Source organism: Devosia sp. FJ2-5-3, from assembly GCF_029201545.1.
Taxonomy (GTDB): Bacteria; Pseudomonadota; Alphaproteobacteria; order Rhizobiales; family Devosiaceae; genus Devosia.
Genome location: NZ_CP104007.1, coordinates 3,470,543 through 3,491,670, shown reverse-complemented (window position 1 = coordinate 3,491,670; position 21,128 = coordinate 3,470,543). Strand labels below are relative to the sequence as shown.

The window sequence follows — 21,128 nt, the reverse complement described above, 5'->3', positions numbered from 1 at the left end:
CCCGGTCACGGGGTGACGCGTCATCGATATTGACTATTATTCCATTGCTACCCGAGGGGGACGCTTTTCATGACCATCGAGATTCTCCAGACCGGCCCGCTGCTGGCCTCCTGCGAAGAGGCGCTTGCCGAGCGCTACACCGTCCACAAACTCCATGAACAGGCCGACAAATCCGCCTGGCTCAAGCAAAACGGCGCCCGCATCCGCGCCCATGCCGGCTCCGGCGTGCAGGCCGATCTCATGGACGCGCTTCCCAATCTCGAAATCATCGCCAGCTTCGGCGTCGGCTATGACAATATCGACACCGCCACCGCCAAGGCCCGCAATATCCGCGTCACCAACACGCCCGACGTGCTCAACGATGCGGTGGCCGAGCTCACCATCGGCCTCATGATCTCGCTGGCCCGCCGCATCCCCCAGTCCGACCAATATGTGCGCCAGGGCAAATGGCTCGCCGGCAATTTCGGCCTTTTCTCCGAATTGACCGGCAAGACCGTGGGCATTCTGGGCCTTGGCCGTATCGGCAAGGAAATCGCCACCCGCGCCCAGGCCATGAAAATGCGCGTCGTCTATCACGGCCGCCATGCCCAGCCTTCGGTCCCCTATGTCTATTACGACAATCTCGAAGACATGGCCCGCGACGCCGACTGGCTGGTGATCATCGCCCCCGGCGGCAAGGGCACCGAGAAGATCGTCTCGCGAAAAGTCCTCGAAGCCCTCGGCCCCAAGGGCGCCATCGTCAACGTCGCGCGCGGCACGCTCGTCGATGAAGCCGCCATGGTCGAGCTCCTGCAAAGCGGCGGCCTCGGTGGTGCGGCCCTCGACGTCTTCGAAGACGAGCCCTCGGTCCCCGAAGCGCTCTTCGGCCTCGACAATGTCGTGCTCTCCCCCCACCAGGGCAGCGCCACCAACCAGACCCGCGACGCCATGGGCGCGCTTCTCGTCGCCAATCTCGAAAAACACTTCGCCGGCGAACCGCTGATCTCGGCCGTCGTCTGACCCCCTCCTAACCTCCCCCGGAAGACGGGGGAGGGACCGACCAGTGGAAAGCCAGACATCGAGAGCCCCGCTCCACTCCTCCCCCTTCGAGGGGGAGGTCGGGTGGGGGTACGGGAGCCCCGATCCCCCAAATTGTCCCCCCGGCTTCCCTCGGGCTCGACCCGAGGGCCACTCCGAAAGCCCCAATCCCTCGGCTCTATCGCCTCACTCCCCCAGAAACGCCCTGGCAAACTCCGTCACCGGCCCCACCCCCTTGCTGATCAGATCATAATGCGTGGTCCCGGGTATGATGGCGAGCTGGTTCGGCGTCGGCCGCAGCGCCCCATCGACGCCCGCATCCCGCGTCCCCCCGCCCAATAGCCCATAGATTTCGGCAATATGGGCCGGATACATCATGTCCGCATCGGCGAAGATCACCAGCGTGGGGACGGTCAGCGCCTTCACCCCCTCGGACCAGTCAAACGGCGCCGCCGCCATCTCCCCGGTCCGCCGCATCAGTTTTTCCCAGTCCACATCGGGATACATCTTTCCCATGGGCGTGGTCGCAAGATACGCCCCGATATCGGCCGCCTGTGCCCCCATCGCCTTGAAGGCAGCCTCCACCTCCGGATAATTCCCGCTTGTCTTGATGCTGGCCGAAACCATCACCAGCTTGCCCACCCGCTCCGGGTGCCGGATCGCCAGTTGCAGCGCCACGCCGCCACCCAGCGAATAGCCCATCACATCGGCGCTTCCGATCCCGATTGCCTCCAGCAGCGCATCGACATCGTCCGCCATCAGTTCCGAACTCCATGGCGCATCGCCGTCGCTGCTCAAGCCATGCCCGCGGAGATGCACGGCGATCACCTGATGCGTTTCGGCCATTGCCGCCAATGGCGCGCCGAACATATCCGCCGGATTGACCCCGCCATGCAGCATCACCAGCGGCTTGCCCGCGCCGTGAATTTCGTAGTGAAGCGCAACGCCGTTCACCGCGACGCGGTAGGATTTGCTTGGGGCGTTCATCTGTGTTGCTCCCTGTTCCTGGGCCATCGCGCCGGTGGCCATCACAACCGCACAGAGGGCGGCCAGTGCCAGCCCTCTCATTCCAGATTCTCCTGCACCATCGTCCCCGCCGCGTGAATGCAGGTCATTTCCAGCCGCTCGGTCCCGATGGCGGTAAATTTGTGCGGCACCTCCGCCGGCACCACGGCCACATCGTCCGGCCCGATTTCGAAATGCTCGCTTCCCGCCACCACCAGCGCCCGCCCACGCTTGACCACCCATGTCTCGGCATAGGGGTGCCGGTGCAGTTTCGGCCCCTGTCCTGGCCCTACATCCACCGCAAAGAACGAAATCGGCGTCCCTGCCGTGGCGCCTTCGAAGCGTATGGTTTTTCCGCTGCCGCGGATCTGGTCAGCTGCCCGCACAATATGCGCCATCGCAGTCTCTCCTCACTGCATCCTCCACTATGACGAGAAACAGAGCGGATTTTCGACACCGGCGCTCGGCCCTCCGCTCCATCGCCCCCTCGCCCCTCTGGGGAGAGGGCTGGGGTGAGGGGCTCTGCCCACGATCTGGCCCCTCAGCTCGTCCGCACGAAAACCGCGTGCGCTTCCCCACCCACCTGCGTAGTCTCCACCAGCCGCCATCCCTCCCGCACGAACAGCGCCTCTGCGCTGGCGGTCAGTGCATAGACCCGCTCGTGCCCCAGCCGCCGCGCCTCCACCAGCGACCTTGCCAGCAGCGTACCGCCCACGCCTTGTCCGCGCAGCGCGGGGTCCACGACCAATCCCCCCAGCCACGGCCCGCGCTCGCTCACCACCCCGCCAGACCGCGCCGCCAGCGCGCAGGTGCCCGCCAGAACTCCGTCGACAAAGGCCACGATCCCCAGCGGCAAATGCTCCCGCTGCATGCGTTCGGCCAGGTCGGCCCGTGCCGAAGCGCCACGCGGATTATACCATTCGGGCCAACTTGCCTCGAGCAGATCCACCAGCGGCGTCACAGTCTCGCCATGGTCAATCAGCAAAGCCGTGACTATCGCCATCGTTTCGGCTCCTCATGCAGGGGCGCCCTGCGCTGCGCCCAATTTTCAGCCGCGCCACAAACAGCTAGCCTAGCGCGCGGATTCAGCAAAGGAACAGGTCCATGAAGGAATGGTGGCGCGGCGGAGTGATCTATCAGGTCTATCCCCGCTCGTTTCAGGACAGCAATGGCGACGGCATCGGCGATTTGCCGGGCATCATCGAGCGGCTCGATCACATTGCCAGCCTGGGCGTGGATTGCATCTGGCTCTCCCCGATCACCAAGTCGCCCCAGGCCGACATGGGCTACGACGTTTCCGACTATAAGGATGTCGACCAGCTCTTCGGTTCGCTGCAGGATTTCGACACGCTGATCAAGGCCGCCCATGCGCTGGGCCTCAAGGTCATCATGGATCAGGTGGTCAGCCATTCGTCCGACCGCCATCCCTGGTTCCAGGAATCGAGTTTCAACCGCACCAATCCCAAGGCCGATTGGTATGTCTGGGCCGATCCGCATCCCGATGGCTCCCCGCCCAACAATTGGCTCTCGGTCTTCGGCGGTTCTGCCTGGGAGTGGCACACCGGGCGCAAGCAATATTACCTGCACAATTTCCTGACCTCGCAGCCCGACCTCAACTTCCACAATCCCGAAGTCCAGGACGCGGTGCTCGACACCATGCGCTTCTGGCTCGAGCGCGGGCTCGATGGCTTCCGCCTCGACACGGTCAATTACTATTTCCACGACGACCAGTTGCGCTCCAATCCGCCGCTGCCGCGCGACAAGGATGACACGCTCAAGGTCAATCCCTACGACATGCAGAGCCACCAGTTCTCCAAGAGCCAGCCCGAAAATATCGACTGGCTGAAGCGTGTGCGGAAGCTGCTCGACGAATATCCGAACGCCACCAGCGTCGGCGAAGTCGGGGACGATGAGCGCGGGGTCGAGCTCATGTCGGCCTATACGGCCGGCAACGACATGCTGCACATGTGCTATTCCTTCGATTTCCTCAGCCCCAAATTCACCGCCGCCCATTTCCGCGGCAAGCTCGAAACCTTCTTCTCGAGCGGCGAAGGCTGGCCCTGCTGGAGCTTTTCCAACCACGACGTCATCCGCCACATGACGCGCTGGGCGCCGCACAGCGTCTCGCCCGCCGATCTCTCTCGCCAGGCGGCAGCGCTTGTGTTCACCATGCGTGGTTCGGTCTGCATCTACCAGGGCGAGGAACTGGGCCTGCCCGAAACCGATATCGCCTTCGAGGAACTCACCGATCCGCGCGGCATCCGCTTCTGGCCTGGCGACAAGGGCCGCGATGGCTGTCGCACCCCCATGCCGTGGGAAGCAGGTCCTCCGCCTAATGGTTTTTCCACCGGCAAGCCGTGGCTGCCGATCAAGCACGCCCAGTCCGCGCTCAATGTCGAGGGCCAGAACGAAGACCCCGGCTCGACCCTCAATTACTACCGCGAAATCCTCGCCTGGCGGAAATCCCAGCCGGCGCTTCTCACCGGCGGCATGGAGTTTTTCGACATCGACGAGCCGGTCCTCGCCTATCGCCGCAGCGCCGGCAACAAGGATTTGATCTGCGTCTTCAATCTCTCGCCCGAGCCGCGCCGCGTCACCCTGTCCGGTGTCATCGGCACGCCGCTCGAGCCCGTCAGCCACAACGCCACCTTCATCGACGAGGACCTCTCCCTCGGCCCCAACGGTTTTGCGATCGTCGAAGTCCCGGCGGGGGAGGCTTCGGTCACGGCCTGAAAGGCAAAATCGCCCCGGTGGGGCGATTTTAGTGCCGAAGGCCATGAGAGCTACGCTCGAATGGCGGGGTCATGGCCTCAAACACAAACCCACCGGCTCCTGCGCTCCCTCCCCTCGCGGGGAGGGTAGCAGAGCTCGGCCGATAGGCCGTAGCGGCGCTGGGGTGGGGGGCTCGCGTTTGCCTCGATCTCCCAACACAGCGCCAGGCTTCCCTCGGACCCGACCCGAGGGCCACTCAGCGAGCCCAAAAACCCATACGCTCCTGCGCCCCTCCCCCTGTCAGGGGGAGGTTCTTCTCAATACACCCGCGCAAAACTATCCGGGTCGAAGAACTGCATTTCTTCCCCGCCGCCCGGCTTGCGCACAAAGGCGCGGATGCAGCCGTTCCATTTCTCGGCAGCGGTGGCGTCCACCCCCATCTGCCGCAGCCGCATGAGATTGAATTCGTTCACTTCGCTTTCGCTGAATTCTCCGACGGCGAATCCGAACGAAAAACTCACCCCCGACCCCGTGCAATAGGGCACGGCCGCCGCCGGCAGGGTGAGGCCCATCAGCATCAAACTGGCAATGACAAGACGTTTCATTTTCCGCTCCATTTTCGGTCCGGCCCGTTCAGCCGACCTGGCGATCTTGCGCGGCCTTTTCCTGCCAGCGCACCAGCATAACCACTGTGGGAATTGCAAAGCTCAGCATCAAGAGGCGAATGACATGGTGCGCTGCAATGAAGGCGGTATCATAGCCAAGCGCGATCCCGAGAGCGCCCATGCCCTCGATGGCGCCCGGCGCCAGCCCCAGCCAGATCTGGCCGAATGGCATGTCGACAAATTGCGCGACGACAAGTGTGATCGCGGTACAGATCCCCACCGTCATCGCCGTGGCGATAACCCCGCCCTTGGCCGCCGCCAGAAATTCCGCCCGCGTAATGCCCACAAACCGCGACCCGATCAGCACGCCGGTCAGCATGAAGGTGATGACCATCAGTGGTCCGGGCATGGCTTCGGTGTAAAGCCCACCCAGCTTGGCCACAGTCGCCGCCGCCATCGCGCCAAGCACCATCCCCGCCGGAATTTTCAGCTTGATAAAGACCAGCCCCACGGCCACGCACCCAGCCGCGAGCAATAGAAGCTGCACCGGGCTCATCACGCCCATCGACCCCAGCGCTATTCCATCGCCCAGCGGCAAGAACACCGCCATCACCGGCACGGCAATGGTCAGCATGAAAATGCGGATCACCTGGATGATGACGATCTGGCGGGGATTGCCCACCCCGCTGGCGGCGATGCCCAGCACCAGCGACAAATGTCCGGGAAATGAGCTGAGATAGGCCGTCCCCGCATCGAGCCCGAACAGCCGCGTCAGCATCCAGCCTGTGGCGGCAATGATGATCACGAGCTCGATCGCCAGCGCCGCCAGGCTGATCGGCCAGCTCGCCAGCAGCGAAAGGCTGTCCGGCGCCACGCTCGCACCCATCGACATGCCGATCAGCACATAGATCACGTCCCGCAGCCAATTGGGCATGCTGATGGGCAGCCCCAGCATCGCCGCAACGGTCACCGCCAGCGCCGACCCCATCAGCCACCCCGCCGGCAGTCCCAACAGCGTTGCAACGCCCCCTCCGGCCGTCGCCAGCGCAAGGGTCAGCACGAAAGACAATGGCTCAGGCAGGGCAGGGCGGGACATGGCGGGCAAATATCGAATAGGCAGGCCACCACACCCTGCCCATGTTCGCCGCACATTCAAAGCTCTAAGTTGGTTTTCGAGGTCTGCGCGTGGGCAGCAGCATCATGCTCAAGAGCCCCCTCCCCGCCCTCCCCTCAAGGGGGAGGGTGACCGCGGTGGGTGGACTAGAAAACGCCGCGCACCGACGCCCCGAATTTTCGCCACCTGTGCTACGAACTCGATGTCACCCTCCCCCTTGAGGGGAGGGCAGGGAGGGGGTGATCCTTCAAGCGTCACTGACTGCAGTCCCGGGTCTCAAACCTCCTCCCCCAGCGTCTCAGCCAGCGCCAGATAAACCCCCTCCGGATTGCGCATCACTTCGTCATTGGTAAACCGCAGCACGCGATAGCCGTGTGCTCGCAACGCCGCATCCCGCAGAGCATCTCGCTCCGGCCCGTCGCCGACAAAATGGCTGTCGCCATCGATCTCGACCACCAGTCGCGCCGAATGACTGGCAAAGTCCACGACATAGGGCCCCATCGCGACCTGCTTGCGAAAATGGTGGAGAGTCCGAAGCGGCGCGATCAATCGCCAGAACCGGATCTCAGCCGGCGTCGGGTTCTTCCTCAGCTTGCGCGCAAATTGAGACATCGCCCCCCCTCCCTGGCCCTCCCCTCGAAGGGGGAGGGTGGCATTGTGCTCGTGGCAAATTCAATGCGCCGCAACACACACTCTCCGTGGCCGGTGGATACCCGCTCCCCTACCCATCCACCGATGTCACCCTCCCCCTTGGGGGGAGGGCAAGCAAAGCTTGGGTCCAAGGGACCCTAGCGGCGCTCGGGAGGGGGAATTTCCGACCCCCCCCCGCCAAAATCTCACCCCACCGGCAGTGCTTTTTCCACCAGCCGCACCCAATAGCTCACGCCGACCGGGATGGCCTCGTCGTTGAAATCATAGGTGTCGGTGTGCAATTCGCTCGATGCCCCATTGCCGAGGAAAATATAGGCCCCCGGCCGCTCCTGCAGCATGAAGGAGAAATCCTCGCCACCCAGCGATGGCGCGATATCGTCGTCCACGCGATCGTCGCCCACCACGTCCCGCGCCACCGCGGCCGCAAAGGCCGTCTCGTCGGGGCTGTTGACGGTCACCGGATAGCCGCGCGCATAGCGGATGCTGGCCTCGGCGCCGAAGCTGCGGGCAAATTGGGGCACCATTTCGCCCAGCTTGGCCTCGATGAAATCCTGCACGTCCGGATCGAGCGTGCGCACCGTGCCGGTGATTTTCGCCGTGCGCGAAATCACATTGTCCGCCTCGCCGGCTTCCAGCATGGTCACGCTGAGGACGGCATTGGCCATCGGGTCGAGGTTTCGCGACACGATTGTCTGCAGCGCCACCACCATCTGCGCCGAAACGATCAGCGGGTCCACCGTCTGCTGGGGGCGCGCCGCATGGCCACCCTTGCCCACCACATCGATATAGAACCGGTCCGTGGCCGCCATGATCCCGCCGACGCGGATGCCGAATTGACCGACCGGCATGCCCGGCCAATTGTGCATTCCATAGACCTCGTCGATGGCGAACTGGTCGATCATCCCGTCGTCGATCATCACCTTGCCGCCGCCGCCGCCTTCTTCCGCCGGCTGGAAGATCAGCGCCACGCGCCCATCGAAATTGCGCGTCTCGCTGAGATATTTCGCCGCGCCCAGCAACATGGCGGTGTGCCCGTCATGTCCGCAGGCATGCATTTTTCCCGGAATGGTCGAGGCATGGGGAGCCCCCGTCTTCTCGGTCACCGGCAGCGCGTCCATGTCCGCGCGCAGGCCTATTGTCTTGCCGCCCGTCCCGCCGCGCCCGTTGATGATCGCCACCACGCCGGTCCGACCGATGCCCGTCACCACCTCGTCGCAGCCGAAGGCGCGCAGCTTTTCCGCCACGATGCCCGCCGTCCGATGCACGTCGAACAACAGCTCCGGATTGGCATGCAGATCCTGCCTCCAGGCGGTGATTTCGTCGTGGAACTCGGCAATACGATTGATAATGGGCATGGATGAACCGAAGCAGGTGGGAATGGGGACAATGTCTCTGTCCGGTTCCCGCCCGTCAACTGTTCGCGCGCCGGCCATGCCCGCCAGCGGTGCCGCAGGGCCTCAAAATTCCGTGGGACGGATTTTTCCGGGCCTGTCGCTACACATTTGCCATCCTACTCCCTATATCGAGCGCAACACTGTTCTGCCGGGTTCGCCATGTTCGCTTCCAAGTCCTTCCGCTTTGCCAGCCTCTTTGCCTGCCTGATCATGGCCTTTTCCATGGTTTCGGTGTCCGACGCCGAGGCCCGCCGGGGCGGCAGCTTCGGCAGCCGTGGCATGAACACCTTTAATTCTCCCGCACCGACCAAGACCGCGCCCACCCAGGTCGCGCCGGTGCAGCGCACCATGACCCCCGGCCAGCAGCAGCCTTCGGCCGCGCCCACCGCCCAATCGGCCCAGCCGCGCGGCGGCTTCATGAATGGCTTTGGCGGCTCGCTCCTCCGCGGCCTCGCCATTGGCGGCCTCTTCGGCCTGCTGATGGGCGGCGGCTTTGGCGGCATGAGTGGCATTCTGGCCATGATCGCCCAGATCGCCCTCATTGGCGGCGTCATCTGGCTGGCCATGCGCTTTTTCCGCGGACCGCGCCCCGCAACGGCAGGCGGCCCCGATGTCGCGGCCTACCAGGCCCAGCCCCAGCCAAATGCACAGCCCAAGGATTTTGGCCAGATGTTTGGTGGCGGATCGGCCGCGCCGCGCGCCGCCCAGCCCGTGCCCGGCAAGAACGCCCTCAACATCGGCATGGAAGACCTCCAGATCTTCGAGCAGATGCTGACCCGCGTGCAGGCGGCCTTCTCGAGCGAAAATTATGCGGCCCTGCGCGCGCTCACAACGCCCGAAGTCATGGGCTACCTCTCCGAGGAACTGGCCACCAACGCCACCAATGGCGTCAAGAACCAGGTTTCCGACGTCACCCTGCTGCAGGGCGATCTCTCGGAAAGCTGGCGCGAGGGCAAGGTCGAATACGCGACCGTCGCCATGCGCTATTCGTCCATTGACTACACGCAGGATCGCCAGTCTGGCGCCATCGTCGAAGGCGATGCCGACAACGCCACCGAGTCCACCGAAATCTGGACCTTCAAGCGTGACATTGGCGGCGACTGGCTGCTCTCGGCCATCCAGGAAGCCTGATCGGCCCACAATCTGCTTTTTCGGCCCGCGCCTCCTCGTGAAGCGCGGGCCTTTTTCTGCCTGCAGCTATTAGAACTGCGTGCAGGTGAGCACCGCCGACCCGATTAGCGCCGCCCCGGAGATGCGGTTGAACCAGTGCACGGTGCTCTTGTGGCGGAGGACATGTCCGAGCAGACGTCCGCTCAAGGGCCAGATTGCCATTTTCCCTATCGATGCGAGCGCCAGCCCGGCCACGCACCAGAGTTTGGCTTCGATATCCGGCTGAGCAACCAGCAATCCCGCAAAGAGTGCCCATTTGAGATAACCCAGCGGATTGCACCATGTGACGATCAGCATGTGGGCGATGGCCACGCCATGGCTTTCGGGCTTGAGCGAGACGTGATCGATGCCATGCTGATTGTGCTGGCTGAGCTGGCGCAGGCCGCACCAGAGCAGAAATCCTGCGCCGAGCACGATCAACGCCGGTCGGATCGGGGCAAAGGCACCCGCCACAACCCCCGAAGCTGCGGCACTCAACAGCAGCAGGGTGAATTCCGAGGCCAGTCCAGCGCCCAGCACCGGCGCCATGTGCCGCCGAACCAGCCCCGTTCTGATCAGAAAGAGGTTCTGCGGTCCCAGAGATGCGGCAAAGGCCAATCCCAGGCCGAGCCCGGTCAGAAAGCTCTTGCCATCGGTTCCGCCCGCCCAGCCAGATGAGGTGGCCGCCAGGGCAAGGGCAGTGGCTATGCCGGCCAGGGCGAGCCCGGTCGGCGCGCCAATCCGGATGGTGGAACTCTCTCCAGTGGTCATCGGTCCCCGTCGCATTCGCTGTGTCGCAAACCGCTATGCGCCCACCGCCGGCCTGGAGCTACGGAACTATTTGCGTCCAAGGGCTCTACGCCCGGAACTTTCTGCGCATAGTCCGGACCTCGGCCTGGAGCGGTCCTGGGGCAGGGCGGCTTTTTCAACAAAGCGCGTCTGGCTAGCCCAAAATTTCCCATCCGCGCCTTGCCCCTGTCGCCCCTTTTTGCGAAGGGATGCCCAGCCCCGGGAGTTGCCCAATGAAAATCCTCGTCGCCGTCAAGCGCGTGGTCGACCACAATGTGCGCATCCGTGTCCGTCCTGATGGTACGGGCGTCGAGACAGCTGGCGTGCGCATGTCGATGAACCCCTTCTGCAAGCATGCGGTGGAAGCCGCCGTGCAGCTGGCCGAGGCCGGAAAAGCCGACGAGATCGTCGTGGTTTCCATCGGCCCAAAGGGCACCAACGACGTCATTCTCACTGCCCTCGCCATGGGCGCCCACCGCGGCATTCTGGTCGAGGCCGAGCAGAAGCTCGAAACCCTTACCATCGCCAAGCTCCTGGCAAAGATCGTCGCGGAAGAGCAGCCCGATCTCATTCTTTTGGGCAAGCAGGCGGTGGACGACGACAGCAATCACGTCGGCCAGATGCTCGCCGCCCTCACCGATCGCCCGCAGGCCACGTTCGCCTCCGAGATCAAGGTTGACGGCACCACCCTCGAAGTTACCCGCGAAGTCGATTACGGGCGCGAGACCCTGTCGCTGCCGCTCCCGGCATTGGTGACCGCCGACCTTCGCCTCAACACCCCGCGCAATGCGGCCCTGCCCATGGTCATGAAGGCGCGCTCCAAGCCGCTGGCCGTCCGCGCCGCTGCCGATCTTGGCGTCGATCTCACCCCGCGCCTCACCGTCGAAAACATATCCCCGCCGCCCGAACGTGTGGCAGGAAAGAGCGTCGCCTCGGTTTCCGAGTTCGCCGCTTCCGTCGCCGCCGAAGTCAACGAGATGGAGGCGCTCTGATGTCCGTTCTTCTGCTTGCCGAACACGACAACGGAAAACTCTCGCCCGCGACGGCGCGCCTCGTCGCTGCCGCCAGCCAATTGGGCCCGGTCGATCTTCTGGTCGTGGCCGAAGAGCCAGCTGCCATCGCCGAGGCTGCGTCCACCCTCTCCAATGTTCGGAAAGTCCTGGTCGCAAAAGGTCCGGAAACCGCAGATTCGTTAGCATCAACGCTCGAACGCTGTGCCAAAAGCTATCAATTTGTTAGCGCCAACGCCTCAACGGTGGGTAAGGACGTCATTCCGCGCCTGGCTGCAAAGCTCGATATCCAGCCTGTCACGGACATCGTCGCCATCGCGGCGCCGAACCGCTTCACCCGCCCCATCTACGCCGGCAATGCGCTCGAAACCGTCACCGACCCGCAGCCGCTGCACCTTCTCACGTTCCGCGCCTCGGCCTTCCGCCCTGTTGCGGCTGGTGCCGCTGCGCCCGTGGAAACGCTCGACAATTCAGTCACTTCGGTGGCGCGTCTGCTCGCCGCGCACCGCACCGAGAGCGACATTCCCGACCTCTCGACGGCCCAGATCGTCATTGGTGGCGGTGTCTCGGTCGGTTCCGCAGCAGGCTTCCAGCTCATTGAAAAGCTTGGCAAAACCCTGGGCGCAGCGGTCGGCGCCACCCGCGCCGCGGTCGATGCCGGCTACGCTCCAAATGATTGGCAGATCGGCCAGACCGGCAAGATCATCGCCCCCGATCTCTACATCGCCATCGGCATTTCCGGCGCCCTCCAGCACCTCGCCGGCATCCAGGGCGCCAAGAAGATCTTTGCCATCAACACCGATCCCGAAGCTCCCCTGATGAAACTCGCCGACGTCGCGCTCGTGGGCGATCTATTTGAAATCATTCCGCAATTAATCGCCGAACTGGAAAAGCTGGGTGTCACTAAACCCACCGGCTGACACCCTTCTCTTCACCCTCCCCCTTGAGGGGAGGGCCGGGGAGGGGTGTTTTCACTTCTAAAAGCCCCGCCCTCAACCCCCTGCCGATTGCAAAAATCCCCCGCGCGCCTATAAAGACCGCGCCTTCTCACCGGACTTCAAAAAATGTTCGAAAACCTCTCAAAGGCCCCTGGCGACAAGATCCTTGCGCTCATGGGCGAATATGCGGCTGATGCCCGTCCCACCAAGATCGACCTCGGCGTCGGCGTCTATAAGGACGAAAAAGGTGTGACCCCGGTCATGACCTCGGTTCGCAAGGCCGAAGAGCGGATTCTTTCGAACGAAAAAACAAAGACTTACCTCGGCATCGCCGGGAACAAGGGTTATGGCGCGGCCGTGCTTGACCTCGTTCTGGCCGACAGCATCGACCGCAGCCGCGTCCGTATCGCGCAGGCGCCGGGCGGCACCGGTTCCCTCTGGGTCCTGATGCAGCTGATCAATCGCGCCCGTCCCGGCGCGACCGTCTATGTCTCGGATCCGACCTGGGCCAACCACAACCCGATCGCCATCAATTCGGGCCTCAAGGTTGCAACCTATCCCTATTTCGACGCTGCCACCCGCGGCGTGAAATTCGACGAAATGCTTGCGGCAATTGATAAATTGAGCGCGGGCGATGTCGTTCTCCTCCATGGCTGCTGCCACAATCCGACCGGCGCAAACCTCAATAACGAGCAGTGGGACCAGGTCGCGGCGAGCCTTCTGCGCACCGGTGCTCTGCCCTTTATCGACCTCGCCTATCTCGGTTTCGGCGATGGCATCGAGGCCGACGCCTACGGCACCCGTAAGATTCTCTCCACGGTCCCCGAGGCCGTGATAGCATTCTCTGGTTCGAAGAATTTCGGTCTCTATCGCGAACGCGTTGGTGCCGCCATTCTCGTGGCCCGCACTGCAGAAGAAGCCGATGTTACAAATTCGCAGCTTCTGAACATCATTCGCGGCGCCTATTCCCAGCCGCCTGATCACGGTGCCGAGATTATCCGCACCATCCTTCAGGATGCGGATTTGCGCGCCGAATGGGAAGAAGAGCTGGAGATCATGCGTAACCGTATGATTTCATTGAGAGAAAAGCTCTCTGCAGCAATTCGCGAACGCTCGAACTCCACTGATTTCGACTTCGTGGCCGGTCATCGCGGCATGTTTTCGCTTCTCGGCCTCTCGGTCGAGGCGGTGGACCATTTAAAAGCTGGAAACGGTGTCTATATGACATCTGATAGCCGCATCAATGTCGCCGGCATTCCGGAAGACCGCGTTGGCGATCTTGCAGACGCGTTTCTGGGCGCCATTCGCTGAGCCAATGCTTGCGGCTCCCGTGCCGCCATGGAATAAACTCGGCTAACCGGCCGAAATGAAACGCTTTTCAGGAGGGAACGATGAAGTTCTTCGTCGACACAGCAGATACCAAGGCCATCGCGGAGCTTCACGATGCGGGCCTCGTCAATGGCGTCACCACCAATCCGTCGCTGATTGCCAAGTCTGGCCGTGACTTCAAGGAAGTCATCAAGGAAATCTGCGCCATCACGCCCGATCCGGTCTCGGCCGAAGTGGCAAGCCTCGAATATGACGGCATGATTGCCGAGGGCGAGGTGCTGTCCAAGCTCGCGTCCAACGTTGTCATCAAACTGCCCCTTACCCTGAATGGCCTCAAGGCCACCAAGTACTTCAAGGAAAAGGGCATTCCGACCAATGTTACGCTCTGCTTCTCGGCCAACCAGGCGCTTCTGGCTGCCAAGGCCGGCGCGACCTACATCTCGCCCTTCATCGGCCGCCTCGACGACATCAATCTCGATGGCATGGAACTGATCGAAAACATCCGTCAGATCTATGACAACTACCAGTTCGAGACGCAGATCCTGGCCGCCTCGATCCGTTCGGCAAACCACGTGACCCAGGCCGCCCTCGCCGGCGCCGACGTCGCCACCATCCCGCCCGACGTGATCAAGAAGCTCGCCCAGCATCCGCTGACCGACAAGGGCATCGAAGGCTTCCTCAAGGATTGGGCCGGCACCGGCCAGTCGATCCTCTAAGGATTTCAAACGATTATCCGCCCTTCGGGGCGGGAGATATGCAACAGACCTCGCCCTTCGACACGCTCGGGGTGAGGTCTTGTTCATTCAGGGATTGTCATGGCCGACACCGAACTTTCCGCAGAGATCAAGTCTGCGCTCGCCGCAGTGGACATCCCCGGCGGTGGCGATCTGGCCTCCTATTCCGGCCTCTCGGAGATCATCGTCACCCCCGGCGCCGTCGCCTTTGCCATCGCCGTCCAGCCCGGCATGGAGGCGGCTTTCGGCCCCGCCCGCGATGAGGCCCAGAAGCGCACCCAGGCGCTCGCCGGCGCCCGCAAGGTGATGGTCTCGATCACCGCCGAAAAATCGAGCGGCCCCAAATTCTCCCACGGATCGCCTGTTCCAGTCGGAAAGACCCCGGTCAAAGGTGTCCGCCGCATCATCGCCGTAGGCTCGGGCAAAGGCGGTGTCGGCAAGTCGACCACCGCTGTCAACATCGCCCTATCCCTTGCGGCCGAGGGCCTCAAAGTCGGCATCCTTGATGCCGATCTCTATGGCCCCTCGGTCCCGAAACTGCTCGGCATCGAAGGCCGTCCAGCCATTCGCGAAGACGGTATTTTCTCGCCGCACGAGGCCTTTGGCCTCAAGGCCATTTCCATCGGCTCCATGCTGGTTCCCGCTCAGGCCGTGGTCTGGCGCGGCCCGATGGCCACCTCCGGCCTCCGCCAATTGCTGCGCGAAACCGATTGGGGCGAACTCGACGTCCTCGTCATCGACCTGCCCCCCGGTACGGGCGACATCCATATCGGCCTCTTCCAGCAGGCCGTGGTCGATGGCGTCGTCATCGTCTCGACGCCGCAGGATCTGGCGCTGATTGACGCGCAAAAGGCCATCGACATGCTGCGCCGGATGAACGTGCCGGTCCTCGGGCTCGTTGAAAACATGAGCTATTTCATCGCGCCCGATACCGGCAATCGCTACGACATCTTCGGCTCCGGTGGGGCCGAAAAGGCCGCTGCCGATCTTGGGCTGGACTTCCTCGGGGCTGTCCCCCTGGTGATGTCGATCCGGGAAAACTCCGACGCGGGCGCGCCCTCGGTCGCCAAAGATCCGGAGGGAGCCGAAGCGGCGGCCTATCGGAACATCGCCCGACGCCTCGTGGCCCGCATTCCCTGACCCGACGCGACTTAAATCGATTGCATAAACTCCGGTCGCGATGCTATCCGGCACTCCAATTGGCGATACGCCGTTCTGGAGGGGATCCATGTTTTCATTCGACCGGCGGGATTTCGGTCCCGACTTCACCTTTGGCGTTGCCACGGCCGCCTATCAGATCGAAGGCGGGCAGGGCGATGGCCGCGGCCAGTCGATCTGGGACAGTTTCTCCGCTACTCCTGGCAATGTCCACAACGGCGATACCGGGCGTGACGCCTGCAATCATTACGAACTCTGGCCGGCCGATCTGGACTTGATCCGCGACGGTGGCTTCGACGCCTATCGCTTTTCCTTCGCCTGGCCGCGTCTGATCCCGGAAGGGACGGGCGCAGTGAACCAGAAGGGCGTCGATTTCTACGACCGCCTGATCGACGGCATGCTCGAGCGCGGCCTAAAACCCTATGCAACGCTCTATCACTGGGACTTGCCTTCGACCCTGCAGGATCGCGGCGGCTGGATGAACCGCGACATCGCCCATTGGTTCGCCGACTACGCCACGCTGATTGGCGAAAAATTCGGCGATCGCTTGACCGCCACGGCCACGATCAACGAGCCCTGGTGCGTCGCCTTCCTCAGCCATTTCCTCGGCGTCCATGCCCCCGGCTATCGCGATCTGCGCGCCGCCGCCCGCGCCATGCACCATGTGCTCTTCGCCCATGGCACGGCCATCGATGCCCTGCGCGCCACCGGCACGAAAAATCTCGGCATCGTGCTGAACCTCGAAAAATCCGAGGCCGCCACCGATAGTCCCGAGGATAAGGCCGCCGCTGATTTCGGCGATGCCCAGTTCAATCGCTGGTATCTCGACGGCGTCTTCAAGGGCAAATACCCGGAAGTCCTCACCAAATGGCTGGAGCCCTATCTGCCGGCCAACTACCAGGCCGACATGGATGTCGTCTCGCGGCCGCTCGACTGGCTGGGGATCAACTATTATACGCGCGGCCTCTATAAGGCCTCGACCCAGCCCGGTCGCCCCGTCGAGCAGGTCAAGGGACCGCTCGAAAAGACCGATATCGGCTGGGAAATCTACCCTCAGGGCCTGTCGGACCTGCTGGTCCGGGTGTCCAACGACTACACCAAGATTCCCGTCTACGTGACCGAGAACGGCATGGCCGAAGTGGAGGGGGACAATGATCCCCGTCGCGTCAAATATTATGACGACCACCTCAAGGCCGTGCTGGCCGCCCGCCAGGCCGGCGCTGACGTGCGGGGCTATTTCGCCTGGTCGTTGCTCGACAATTACGAATGGGCGGAAGGCTACAACAAGCGTTTCGGCCTCGTTCACGTCGACTACACCACCCAAAAGCGCACGCCCAAGGATAGTTATCGTTCCTTCCAGGGCCTGCTGCACAATTCGCGCTAAGCGTGTATGGTCCGCGCCAAACGAACATTAGGCGCGGACCTCATCACATGACTCCAGAATTGACCGACCTGCCTCAATCCCTGCAGCGGCTTGAGGAGCTCCTGGCCGAGGCCGGGCCCGATGCAATGCTCCTGCCGGAGCTGGACGGCTTTCTCTGTGGCCTTGTGGTCAGCCCCGAGCCGATTTCGCGCGACGAATGGTGGCCCTTCGAATGGCTGGCCGACGAACGGGGCGAGCTGCGCAGCGGCAATGAGGAACTGGCCTCGCTGATCGAAGCCCGCCTTGCCGAGACCGAGCAGGAACTGGCCAACGACAATTACGCCCCGCTCTTCGAAGTCGACGAGGAAACAGAGGAAGTCATCTGGCAGGTCTGGATCTCCGGTTTCCAGCAGGCCATGCTGCTCCGGTTCGACGCATGGGACGCGCTGCTGCGGGACACGGAAAGCGCCGGCGAGCGCGGTGAGGCCGCCCTCGGGTTGGCCACTGCCCTGATGCTCTCCTCCCCCGATGCAGGGCCGGACGATACGGCCGGCGAGGAAGAATGGGCCGAGTATGACGAGATGATGGAAGCCATGCCCATGGTCATCGCCGGCTTCGCCGGTCTTGCGTACCGCCTCCACAAGGGCAGCTAGAGTGCTTTGAGGAAAAGTGGACGCCACTTTTCCGGTTCGAAAGCGCGACAATACAAGGATCTGGAGCGATTTCATCGCGTCGCCGACGCGGTGAATGCTCTAGTCGACCAATTCCGGCAGCCTGGCCGCCATCAATTCCTGCGTCAGGCGATGGTTCGGGTGCGCAAACAGCGCATCTGGGCTGCCCTCCTCCACGATCCGGCCCGCCTCCATGACCAGCACACGGTCGGCCATTGCCGCGATCATGTCGAGGTCGTGGCTGATGATCAGATAGGTCAGCGCGTGCTCGGCCTGCAGGCGCGCCAACAGGTCCAGCACATCGCCACGTACCGACATATCGAGCGCTGACACCGGCTCGTCGAGCACCACAAGGCGCGGGCGCGTGACCATGGCTCGCGCGATGGCGAGGCGCTGCCGCTGCCCGCCTGAAAACTCATGCGGATAGCGCGAGAGCATGGCCGGCTCGAGACCCACCGAGAGGATCGCCTCTTCCAGCCGCCCGCGGCGCTCGATCGGCGCCATCTTCGGCAGCAGCCGCAGCGGCTCGCCCAGCGACGCGCCAATGGTCAGCCGCGGATCAAAGCTTGAGAACGGATCCTGGAAAACGAAGGAAAGGTCGGCCCGCAGCGCGGCGGGCAAATCGGCGCCGCCATAGCGCCTGCTCTGGAATTCCAGCCACCCGGACGTGGCCGTGTCCAGTCCGACGATCAGCCGGCCCAGCGTGGTCTTGCCACAGCCGGATGGTCCGACCAGCGCCAGACATTCCCCCTCGAGAATGGAAAAGTCGACCGCATTGACGGCGCGAAGCGGCGTCTCGCCCCAGTGTAGCCAGCCCCGCCCAAATTCCCGCGTCAGCCCTGCAACGCGTAGAATCGGTTTGGTCTCCGCCTGGTTGTGGCGTTGCCGAAGCTCAATCCGGGTCGCGGCGACGAGCCTCTTCGTATAGTCGTGCTGGGGTGCACGCAGGACCTCGCGCGTTGGTCCCGTCTCCACCAGCTTGCCGCGATGGAGCACTGCGATCCGTTCGCAGAGGGACGCCACGGCGCGGATATCGTGGCTGATAAAAACGAGCGTCATGCGTCGGCGCTGGCAGATTTCGAGGATCAGATCGAGCACGGTCCGCTGTGTGATGACATCGAGGGCCGACGTCGGCTCGTCGGCAATCATCAGGTCGGGCTTGCTGGCCAATGCCATGGCGATCATCACGCGCTGCCGCTGGCCGCCCGACAATTGATGCGGGAAGCGGCTGCCATGGCCGGGCTCGAGCCCCACCTCTTCGAGAAGGGCAGGCAGTTCCACCAGCGGCGCCGTACTGGCAGCCGCCAGCCGCATGGCTTCCTCGATCTGCTCGCCTACGCGCAGCAGCGGGTTCAGCGCCGTCATCGGCTCCTGGAACACCATGCCGATGCGTTTGCCGCGCAGACGCGCCAGTTCCCGTTCGTCGCTGGGCAGTGGCGCGCCGTCGAACCGAACCTCTCCGCGCATTTCCGCTGTTTCGGGAAGCAGCCCCGCTATGGCCAGCGCCGTCAGCGACTTGCCCGATCCGCTTTCCCCAATAATGCCGAACCGTTCGCCGGCTTCGATGGCGAGCGACAATCCGTCAACCGCCGGACGGCCGCCGAAAGAAAGCGTCAGATCGTTGATCTCGACCAATGGCTTGGTCATGCCACCTCCTGCCGGCGCAGGCGCGGATCGAGCGCATCGCGTAGACCGTCCCCGGCAATGTTGAGCGCAACCACGATCAGCACGATAGCGAGCCCCGGCAGCAGGCTGAGCCAGGGGTGGATCAGGAAAAGGCTCTGTGCATCGCGCAGCATCAACCCAAGGCTGGTCGCCGGCGGCTGGGTGCCCAGCCCGATATAGGACAGCCCCGCTTCGGCCAGTATGCCCAGCGACAGCTGGATCGTGCCCTGCACGATGATGAGGCTCATAATGTTGGGCAGCAGGTGCCGCAGGGCAATTTCGGCCCGGCCCATGCCGGCGAGCCGCGCTGCGCCCAGATAATCGAGCGAGGACAGCGCCAGCGCGCCGCCCCGTGCCACCCGCGCGAAAACGGGGATATTGAAAATGCCGATGGCGACCACTGCATTGGTCGCCCCCGGCCCGACCAGCGTGGCGATCAGGATGGCGATGACCACCGATGGGAAGGCAAAGGCCAGATCGGAAATGCGCAGCACCACCCATTCCACGGGACCGCCCCACATGGCTGCCGCCAGGCCCATGGGCACCCCCACCCCGATACCAATGGCCACGGCGGCCGTGCCCACAGTAAAGCTCACCAGCGTGCCGGACATGATCAGTGACAGCAGGTCGCGCCCGAGATGATCCGTACCCAGCAGGTGCGCCATATCCGGGCCCATGAAGCGGCGCGCAATGGAAATGTCGCCAATGGGGTAGGGCGTCCAGACCAGCGATACCAGCCCCAGCACGGCGAATATGATCGTTGCCACGAGGCCGATCATCAGGCTGGGATGGGCCGAAATACGCTGCCAGTTCATGGTCGCCGCTCCCTGAGGCGCGGGTCGACCATTGCATAGGCGAGATCAACCAGGAGCATGGTCACACTCACCGCCAGCACCAGCACAATCGTCGCGCTCCGCACCAGCACAAGGTCGCGCTCGAAAATAGCGGTCGAGATCAACCGCCCCAGGCCCGGCAGGTAGAAGACGTTCTCGACGATGATCGTACCAGCGATCAGATAGGCAAATTGCAGTCCAAGAATGGTCAGAACAGGGAGCAGGGCATTGCGAAGCCCATGGCGCCAGATGGCTTCTCCAAAGGTCATGCCCTTGGCCCGGGCGGTGCGGATATAATCCTGCCCCGCGACGTCGACCAGCGCCGTGCGCATGACGCGCGCCAGAATTGCGGCCTGCGGCAGGGCGAGGGCGAGGCCGGGCAAGATCAGTCCACGCATGGCCAGCCACCCATCTTCGTGCCAGGGCGTAAATCCCCCCGGCGGCAGCCAGCGCAGCGTCACGGCGAATAACAGGGTCAGCAGCATGCCGAACCAGAAATTGGGAACGGCGACACCGGCCTGTGACAGCACCATCAGACCCGTGTCGAGCGGCTTACCCCGGTGCCGGGCCGCCAATATGCCGAGCGGCAAGCCGACAGCCATCGACACCACCATGGCAATGATCGCCAGCGGCATGGTCACCGCCATCCGGTCGAGGATCAATTTGGCCACCGGCTGCCGCTGGGTATGCGACATGCCGAAATCGCCTTGCAGCATGCCCAGGATCCAATTGCTGAAGCGCAGGAGGGCAGGGGTGTCGAGCCCCATCTGCAACCGCAGCGCCGCCAGCGCATCGGCACTGGCATTGATGCCAAGGATGAACCGCGCGGGATCGCCCGGCAGGAGATCGAGCAGCACGAAAATGACCACTGCTGCGATCAGCAGGGTGACCGCGAAACCGAAGAGGCGTTTCAGGATATAGACAATCACCAGCCACCTCGGGCAGGGGGGTGGCGCAGGATATGGCGGGGGGAGATGCGCTCCCCCCGGCC

Annotated in this window: 21 protein-coding genes; 10 read left to right on the top strand and 11 right to left on the bottom strand. The window is 63.5% G+C overall.

The window, feature by feature from the left end; genetic code table 11:
- Nucleotides 1-69 precede the first annotated feature (69 nt).
- On the top strand, nucleotides 70-999 hold the full coding sequence (locus tag N0P34_RS16810) for a 2-hydroxyacid dehydrogenase (RefSeq protein WP_275604373.1): 930 nt from the start codon (nucleotides 70-72) through the stop codon (nucleotides 997-999).
- Between the two features lie 204 nt (nucleotides 1,000-1,203).
- Here N0P34_RS16810 and N0P34_RS16805 read toward each other — a convergent pair whose 3' ends face one another.
- From N0P34_RS16805 to N0P34_RS16795, 3 genes are all read right to left on the bottom strand, one after another.
- Nucleotides 1,204-2,085: an alpha/beta hydrolase gene (locus N0P34_RS16805; protein ID WP_275604372.1), complete on the bottom strand. Its 882-nt coding sequence runs from the start codon at nucleotides 2,083-2,085 to the stop codon at nucleotides 1,204-1,206.
- A complete protein-coding gene (locus N0P34_RS16800; RefSeq protein ID WP_275604371.1) occupies nucleotides 2,082-2,420 on the bottom strand; it encodes a cupin domain-containing protein in 339 nt (112 codons plus the stop codon). Before N0P34_RS16800 ends, N0P34_RS16805 begins: the two co-directional genes overlap by 4 nt.
- 143 nt (nucleotides 2,421-2,563) lie before the next feature.
- Nucleotides 2,564-3,025: a GNAT family N-acetyltransferase gene (locus N0P34_RS16795; RefSeq protein WP_275604370.1), complete on the bottom strand. Its 462-nt coding sequence runs from the start codon at nucleotides 3,023-3,025 to the stop codon at nucleotides 2,564-2,566.
- Nucleotides 3,026-3,126: 101 nt separating this feature from the next.
- On the opposite strand from N0P34_RS16795, the gene N0P34_RS16790 reads away from it, so the two are divergent.
- Nucleotides 3,127-4,755: an alpha-glucosidase family protein gene (locus N0P34_RS16790; RefSeq protein ID WP_275604369.1), complete on the top strand. Its 1,629-nt coding sequence runs from the start codon at nucleotides 3,127-3,129 to the stop codon at nucleotides 4,753-4,755.
- A gap of 296 nt (nucleotides 4,756-5,051) precedes the next feature.
- Here the strand turns inward: N0P34_RS16790 and N0P34_RS16785 are convergent, their stop codons facing one another.
- The 4 genes from N0P34_RS16785 to N0P34_RS16770 form a co-directional block, all read right to left on the bottom strand.
- A complete protein-coding gene (locus tag N0P34_RS16785) occupies nucleotides 5,052-5,339 on the bottom strand; it encodes a hypothetical protein (protein WP_275604368.1) in 288 nt (95 codons plus the stop codon).
- A 28-nt stretch (nucleotides 5,340-5,367) separates the two neighbouring features.
- Complete coding sequence (locus tag N0P34_RS16780; protein ID WP_275604367.1) at nucleotides 5,368-6,435, bottom strand: AbrB family transcriptional regulator; 1,068 nt, start codon at nucleotides 6,433-6,435, stop codon at nucleotides 5,368-5,370.
- A 294-nt stretch (nucleotides 6,436-6,729) separates the two neighbouring features.
- Nucleotides 6,730-7,065, bottom strand: coding sequence for an endonuclease domain-containing protein (locus N0P34_RS16775; protein WP_275604366.1), 336 nt, complete (start codon nucleotides 7,063-7,065; stop codon nucleotides 6,730-6,732).
- Between the two features lie 224 nt (nucleotides 7,066-7,289).
- Nucleotides 7,290-8,459: a M20 aminoacylase family protein gene (locus N0P34_RS16770; RefSeq protein ID WP_275604365.1), complete on the bottom strand. Its 1,170-nt coding sequence runs from the start codon at nucleotides 8,457-8,459 to the stop codon at nucleotides 7,290-7,292.
- Nucleotides 8,460-8,657: 198 nt separating this feature from the next.
- Here N0P34_RS16770 and N0P34_RS16765 point away from each other — a divergent pair, with 198 nt between their 5' ends.
- The gene (locus N0P34_RS16765) at nucleotides 8,658-9,629 is read left to right on the top strand and encodes a Tim44 domain-containing protein (RefSeq protein ID WP_275604364.1); all 972 of its coding nucleotides are present in this window, start codon (nucleotides 8,658-8,660) and stop codon (nucleotides 9,627-9,629) included.
- Nucleotides 9,630-9,698: 69 nt separating this feature from the next.
- Here N0P34_RS16765 and N0P34_RS16760 read toward each other — a convergent pair whose 3' ends face one another.
- Complete coding sequence (locus N0P34_RS16760; protein ID WP_275604363.1) at nucleotides 9,699-10,418, bottom strand: LysE family transporter; 720 nt, start codon at nucleotides 10,416-10,418, stop codon at nucleotides 9,699-9,701.
- Nucleotides 10,419-10,669: 251 nt separating this feature from the next.
- Here N0P34_RS16760 and N0P34_RS16755 point away from each other — a divergent pair, with 251 nt between their 5' ends.
- The 7 genes from N0P34_RS16755 (at nucleotide 10,670) to N0P34_RS16725 (ending at nucleotide 17,621) form a co-directional block, all read left to right on the top strand.
- Nucleotides 10,670-11,428 (top strand): electron transfer flavoprotein subunit beta/FixA family protein, encoded by a 759-nt coding sequence (locus N0P34_RS16755; RefSeq protein ID WP_275604362.1) that lies wholly within the window; start codon nucleotides 10,670-10,672, stop codon nucleotides 11,426-11,428.
- Entirely contained in the window at nucleotides 11,428-12,366 is a 939-nt protein-coding gene (locus tag N0P34_RS16750; protein WP_275604361.1) for an electron transfer flavoprotein subunit alpha/FixB family protein, read from the top strand. The genes N0P34_RS16755 and N0P34_RS16750 overlap by 1 nt, the downstream gene beginning before the upstream one ends.
- Before the next feature lie 144 nt (nucleotides 12,367-12,510).
- Nucleotides 12,511-13,695 (top strand): amino acid aminotransferase, encoded by a 1,185-nt coding sequence (locus tag N0P34_RS16745; RefSeq protein WP_275604360.1) that lies wholly within the window; start codon nucleotides 12,511-12,513, stop codon nucleotides 13,693-13,695.
- Nucleotides 13,696-13,775: 80 nt separating this feature from the next.
- Nucleotides 13,776-14,429, top strand: coding sequence for a fructose-6-phosphate aldolase (fsa, locus tag N0P34_RS16740; RefSeq protein WP_275604359.1), 654 nt, complete (start codon nucleotides 13,776-13,778; stop codon nucleotides 14,427-14,429).
- 99 nt (nucleotides 14,430-14,528) lie between these two features.
- Nucleotides 14,529-15,587: an Mrp/NBP35 family ATP-binding protein gene (locus N0P34_RS16735; protein WP_275604358.1), complete on the top strand. Its 1,059-nt coding sequence runs from the start codon at nucleotides 14,529-14,531 to the stop codon at nucleotides 15,585-15,587.
- An 88-nt stretch (nucleotides 15,588-15,675) separates the two neighbouring features.
- Nucleotides 15,676-16,989, top strand: coding sequence for a GH1 family beta-glucosidase (locus N0P34_RS16730; protein WP_275604357.1), 1,314 nt, complete (start codon nucleotides 15,676-15,678; stop codon nucleotides 16,987-16,989).
- Between the two features lie 47 nt (nucleotides 16,990-17,036).
- Nucleotides 17,037-17,621 (top strand): UPF0149 family protein, encoded by a 585-nt coding sequence (locus N0P34_RS16725; protein ID WP_275604356.1) that lies wholly within the window; start codon nucleotides 17,037-17,039, stop codon nucleotides 17,619-17,621.
- A 99-nt stretch (nucleotides 17,622-17,720) separates the two neighbouring features.
- Here N0P34_RS16725 and N0P34_RS16720 read toward each other — a convergent pair whose 3' ends face one another.
- Genes N0P34_RS16720 through N0P34_RS16710 form a run of 3 tightly spaced genes read right to left on the bottom strand, consistent with a single transcriptional unit; the run spans nucleotide 17,721 to nucleotide 21,066 of the window.
- Nucleotides 17,721-19,286 (bottom strand): ABC transporter ATP-binding protein, encoded by a 1,566-nt coding sequence (locus tag N0P34_RS16720; RefSeq protein WP_275604355.1) that lies wholly within the window; start codon nucleotides 19,284-19,286, stop codon nucleotides 17,721-17,723.
- Entirely contained in the window at nucleotides 19,283-20,119 is an 837-nt protein-coding gene (locus tag N0P34_RS16715) for an ABC transporter permease (RefSeq protein WP_275604354.1), read from the bottom strand. Before N0P34_RS16715 ends, N0P34_RS16720 begins: the two co-directional genes overlap by 4 nt.
- The gene (locus N0P34_RS16710; protein WP_275604353.1) at nucleotides 20,116-21,066 is read right to left on the bottom strand and encodes an ABC transporter permease; all 951 of its coding nucleotides are present in this window, start codon (nucleotides 21,064-21,066) and stop codon (nucleotides 20,116-20,118) included. Before N0P34_RS16710 ends, N0P34_RS16715 begins: the two co-directional genes overlap by 4 nt.
- Between the last annotated feature and the right edge of the window lie 62 nt (nucleotides 21,067-21,128).

What these genes read in the sequence shown, in the direction of transcription:
- N0P34_RS16810 (WP_275604373.1), top strand. Translation starts at nt 70, where the DNA reads ATGACCATCGAGATTCTCCAGACCGGCCCGCTGCTGGCCTCCTGCGAA.
- N0P34_RS16805 (WP_275604372.1), bottom strand. Translation starts at nt 2,085, where the DNA reads ATGAGAGGGCTGGCACTGGCCGCCCTCTGTGCGGTTGTGATGGCCACC.
- N0P34_RS16800 (WP_275604371.1), bottom strand. Translation starts at nt 2,420, where the DNA reads ATGGCGCATATTGTGCGGGCAGCTGACCAGATCCGCGGCAGCGGAAAA.
- N0P34_RS16795 (WP_275604370.1), bottom strand. Translation starts at nt 3,025, where the DNA reads ATGGCGATAGTCACGGCTTTGCTGATTGACCATGGCGAGACTGTGACG.
- N0P34_RS16790 (WP_275604369.1), top strand. Translation starts at nt 3,127, where the DNA reads ATGAAGGAATGGTGGCGCGGCGGAGTGATCTATCAGGTCTATCCCCGC.
- N0P34_RS16785 (WP_275604368.1), bottom strand. Translation starts at nt 5,339, where the DNA reads ATGAAACGTCTTGTCATTGCCAGTTTGATGCTGATGGGCCTCACCCTG.
- N0P34_RS16780 (WP_275604367.1), bottom strand. Translation starts at nt 6,435, where the DNA reads ATGTCCCGCCCTGCCCTGCCTGAGCCATTGTCTTTCGTGCTGACCCTT.
- N0P34_RS16775 (WP_275604366.1), bottom strand. Translation starts at nt 7,065, where the DNA reads ATGTCTCAATTTGCGCGCAAGCTGAGGAAGAACCCGACGCCGGCTGAG.
- N0P34_RS16770 (WP_275604365.1), bottom strand. Translation starts at nt 8,459, where the DNA reads ATGCCCATTATCAATCGTATTGCCGAGTTCCACGACGAAATCACCGCC.
- N0P34_RS16765 (WP_275604364.1), top strand. Translation starts at nt 8,658, where the DNA reads ATGTTCGCTTCCAAGTCCTTCCGCTTTGCCAGCCTCTTTGCCTGCCTG.
- N0P34_RS16760 (WP_275604363.1), bottom strand. Translation starts at nt 10,418, where the DNA reads ATGACCACTGGAGAGAGTTCCACCATCCGGATTGGCGCGCCGACCGGG.
- N0P34_RS16755 (WP_275604362.1), top strand. Translation starts at nt 10,670, where the DNA reads ATGAAAATCCTCGTCGCCGTCAAGCGCGTGGTCGACCACAATGTGCGC.
- N0P34_RS16750 (WP_275604361.1), top strand. Translation starts at nt 11,428, where the DNA reads ATGTCCGTTCTTCTGCTTGCCGAACACGACAACGGAAAACTCTCGCCC.
- N0P34_RS16745 (WP_275604360.1), top strand. Translation starts at nt 12,511, where the DNA reads ATGTTCGAAAACCTCTCAAAGGCCCCTGGCGACAAGATCCTTGCGCTC.
- fsa (WP_275604359.1), top strand. Translation starts at nt 13,776, where the DNA reads ATGAAGTTCTTCGTCGACACAGCAGATACCAAGGCCATCGCGGAGCTT.
- N0P34_RS16735 (WP_275604358.1), top strand. Translation starts at nt 14,529, where the DNA reads ATGGCCGACACCGAACTTTCCGCAGAGATCAAGTCTGCGCTCGCCGCA.
- N0P34_RS16730 (WP_275604357.1), top strand. Translation starts at nt 15,676, where the DNA reads ATGTTTTCATTCGACCGGCGGGATTTCGGTCCCGACTTCACCTTTGGC.
- N0P34_RS16725 (WP_275604356.1), top strand. Translation starts at nt 17,037, where the DNA reads ATGACTCCAGAATTGACCGACCTGCCTCAATCCCTGCAGCGGCTTGAG.
- N0P34_RS16720 (WP_275604355.1), bottom strand. Translation starts at nt 19,286, where the DNA reads ATGACCAAGCCATTGGTCGAGATCAACGATCTGACGCTTTCTTTCGGC.
- N0P34_RS16715 (WP_275604354.1), bottom strand. Translation starts at nt 20,119, where the DNA reads ATGAACTGGCAGCGTATTTCGGCCCATCCCAGCCTGATGATCGGCCTC.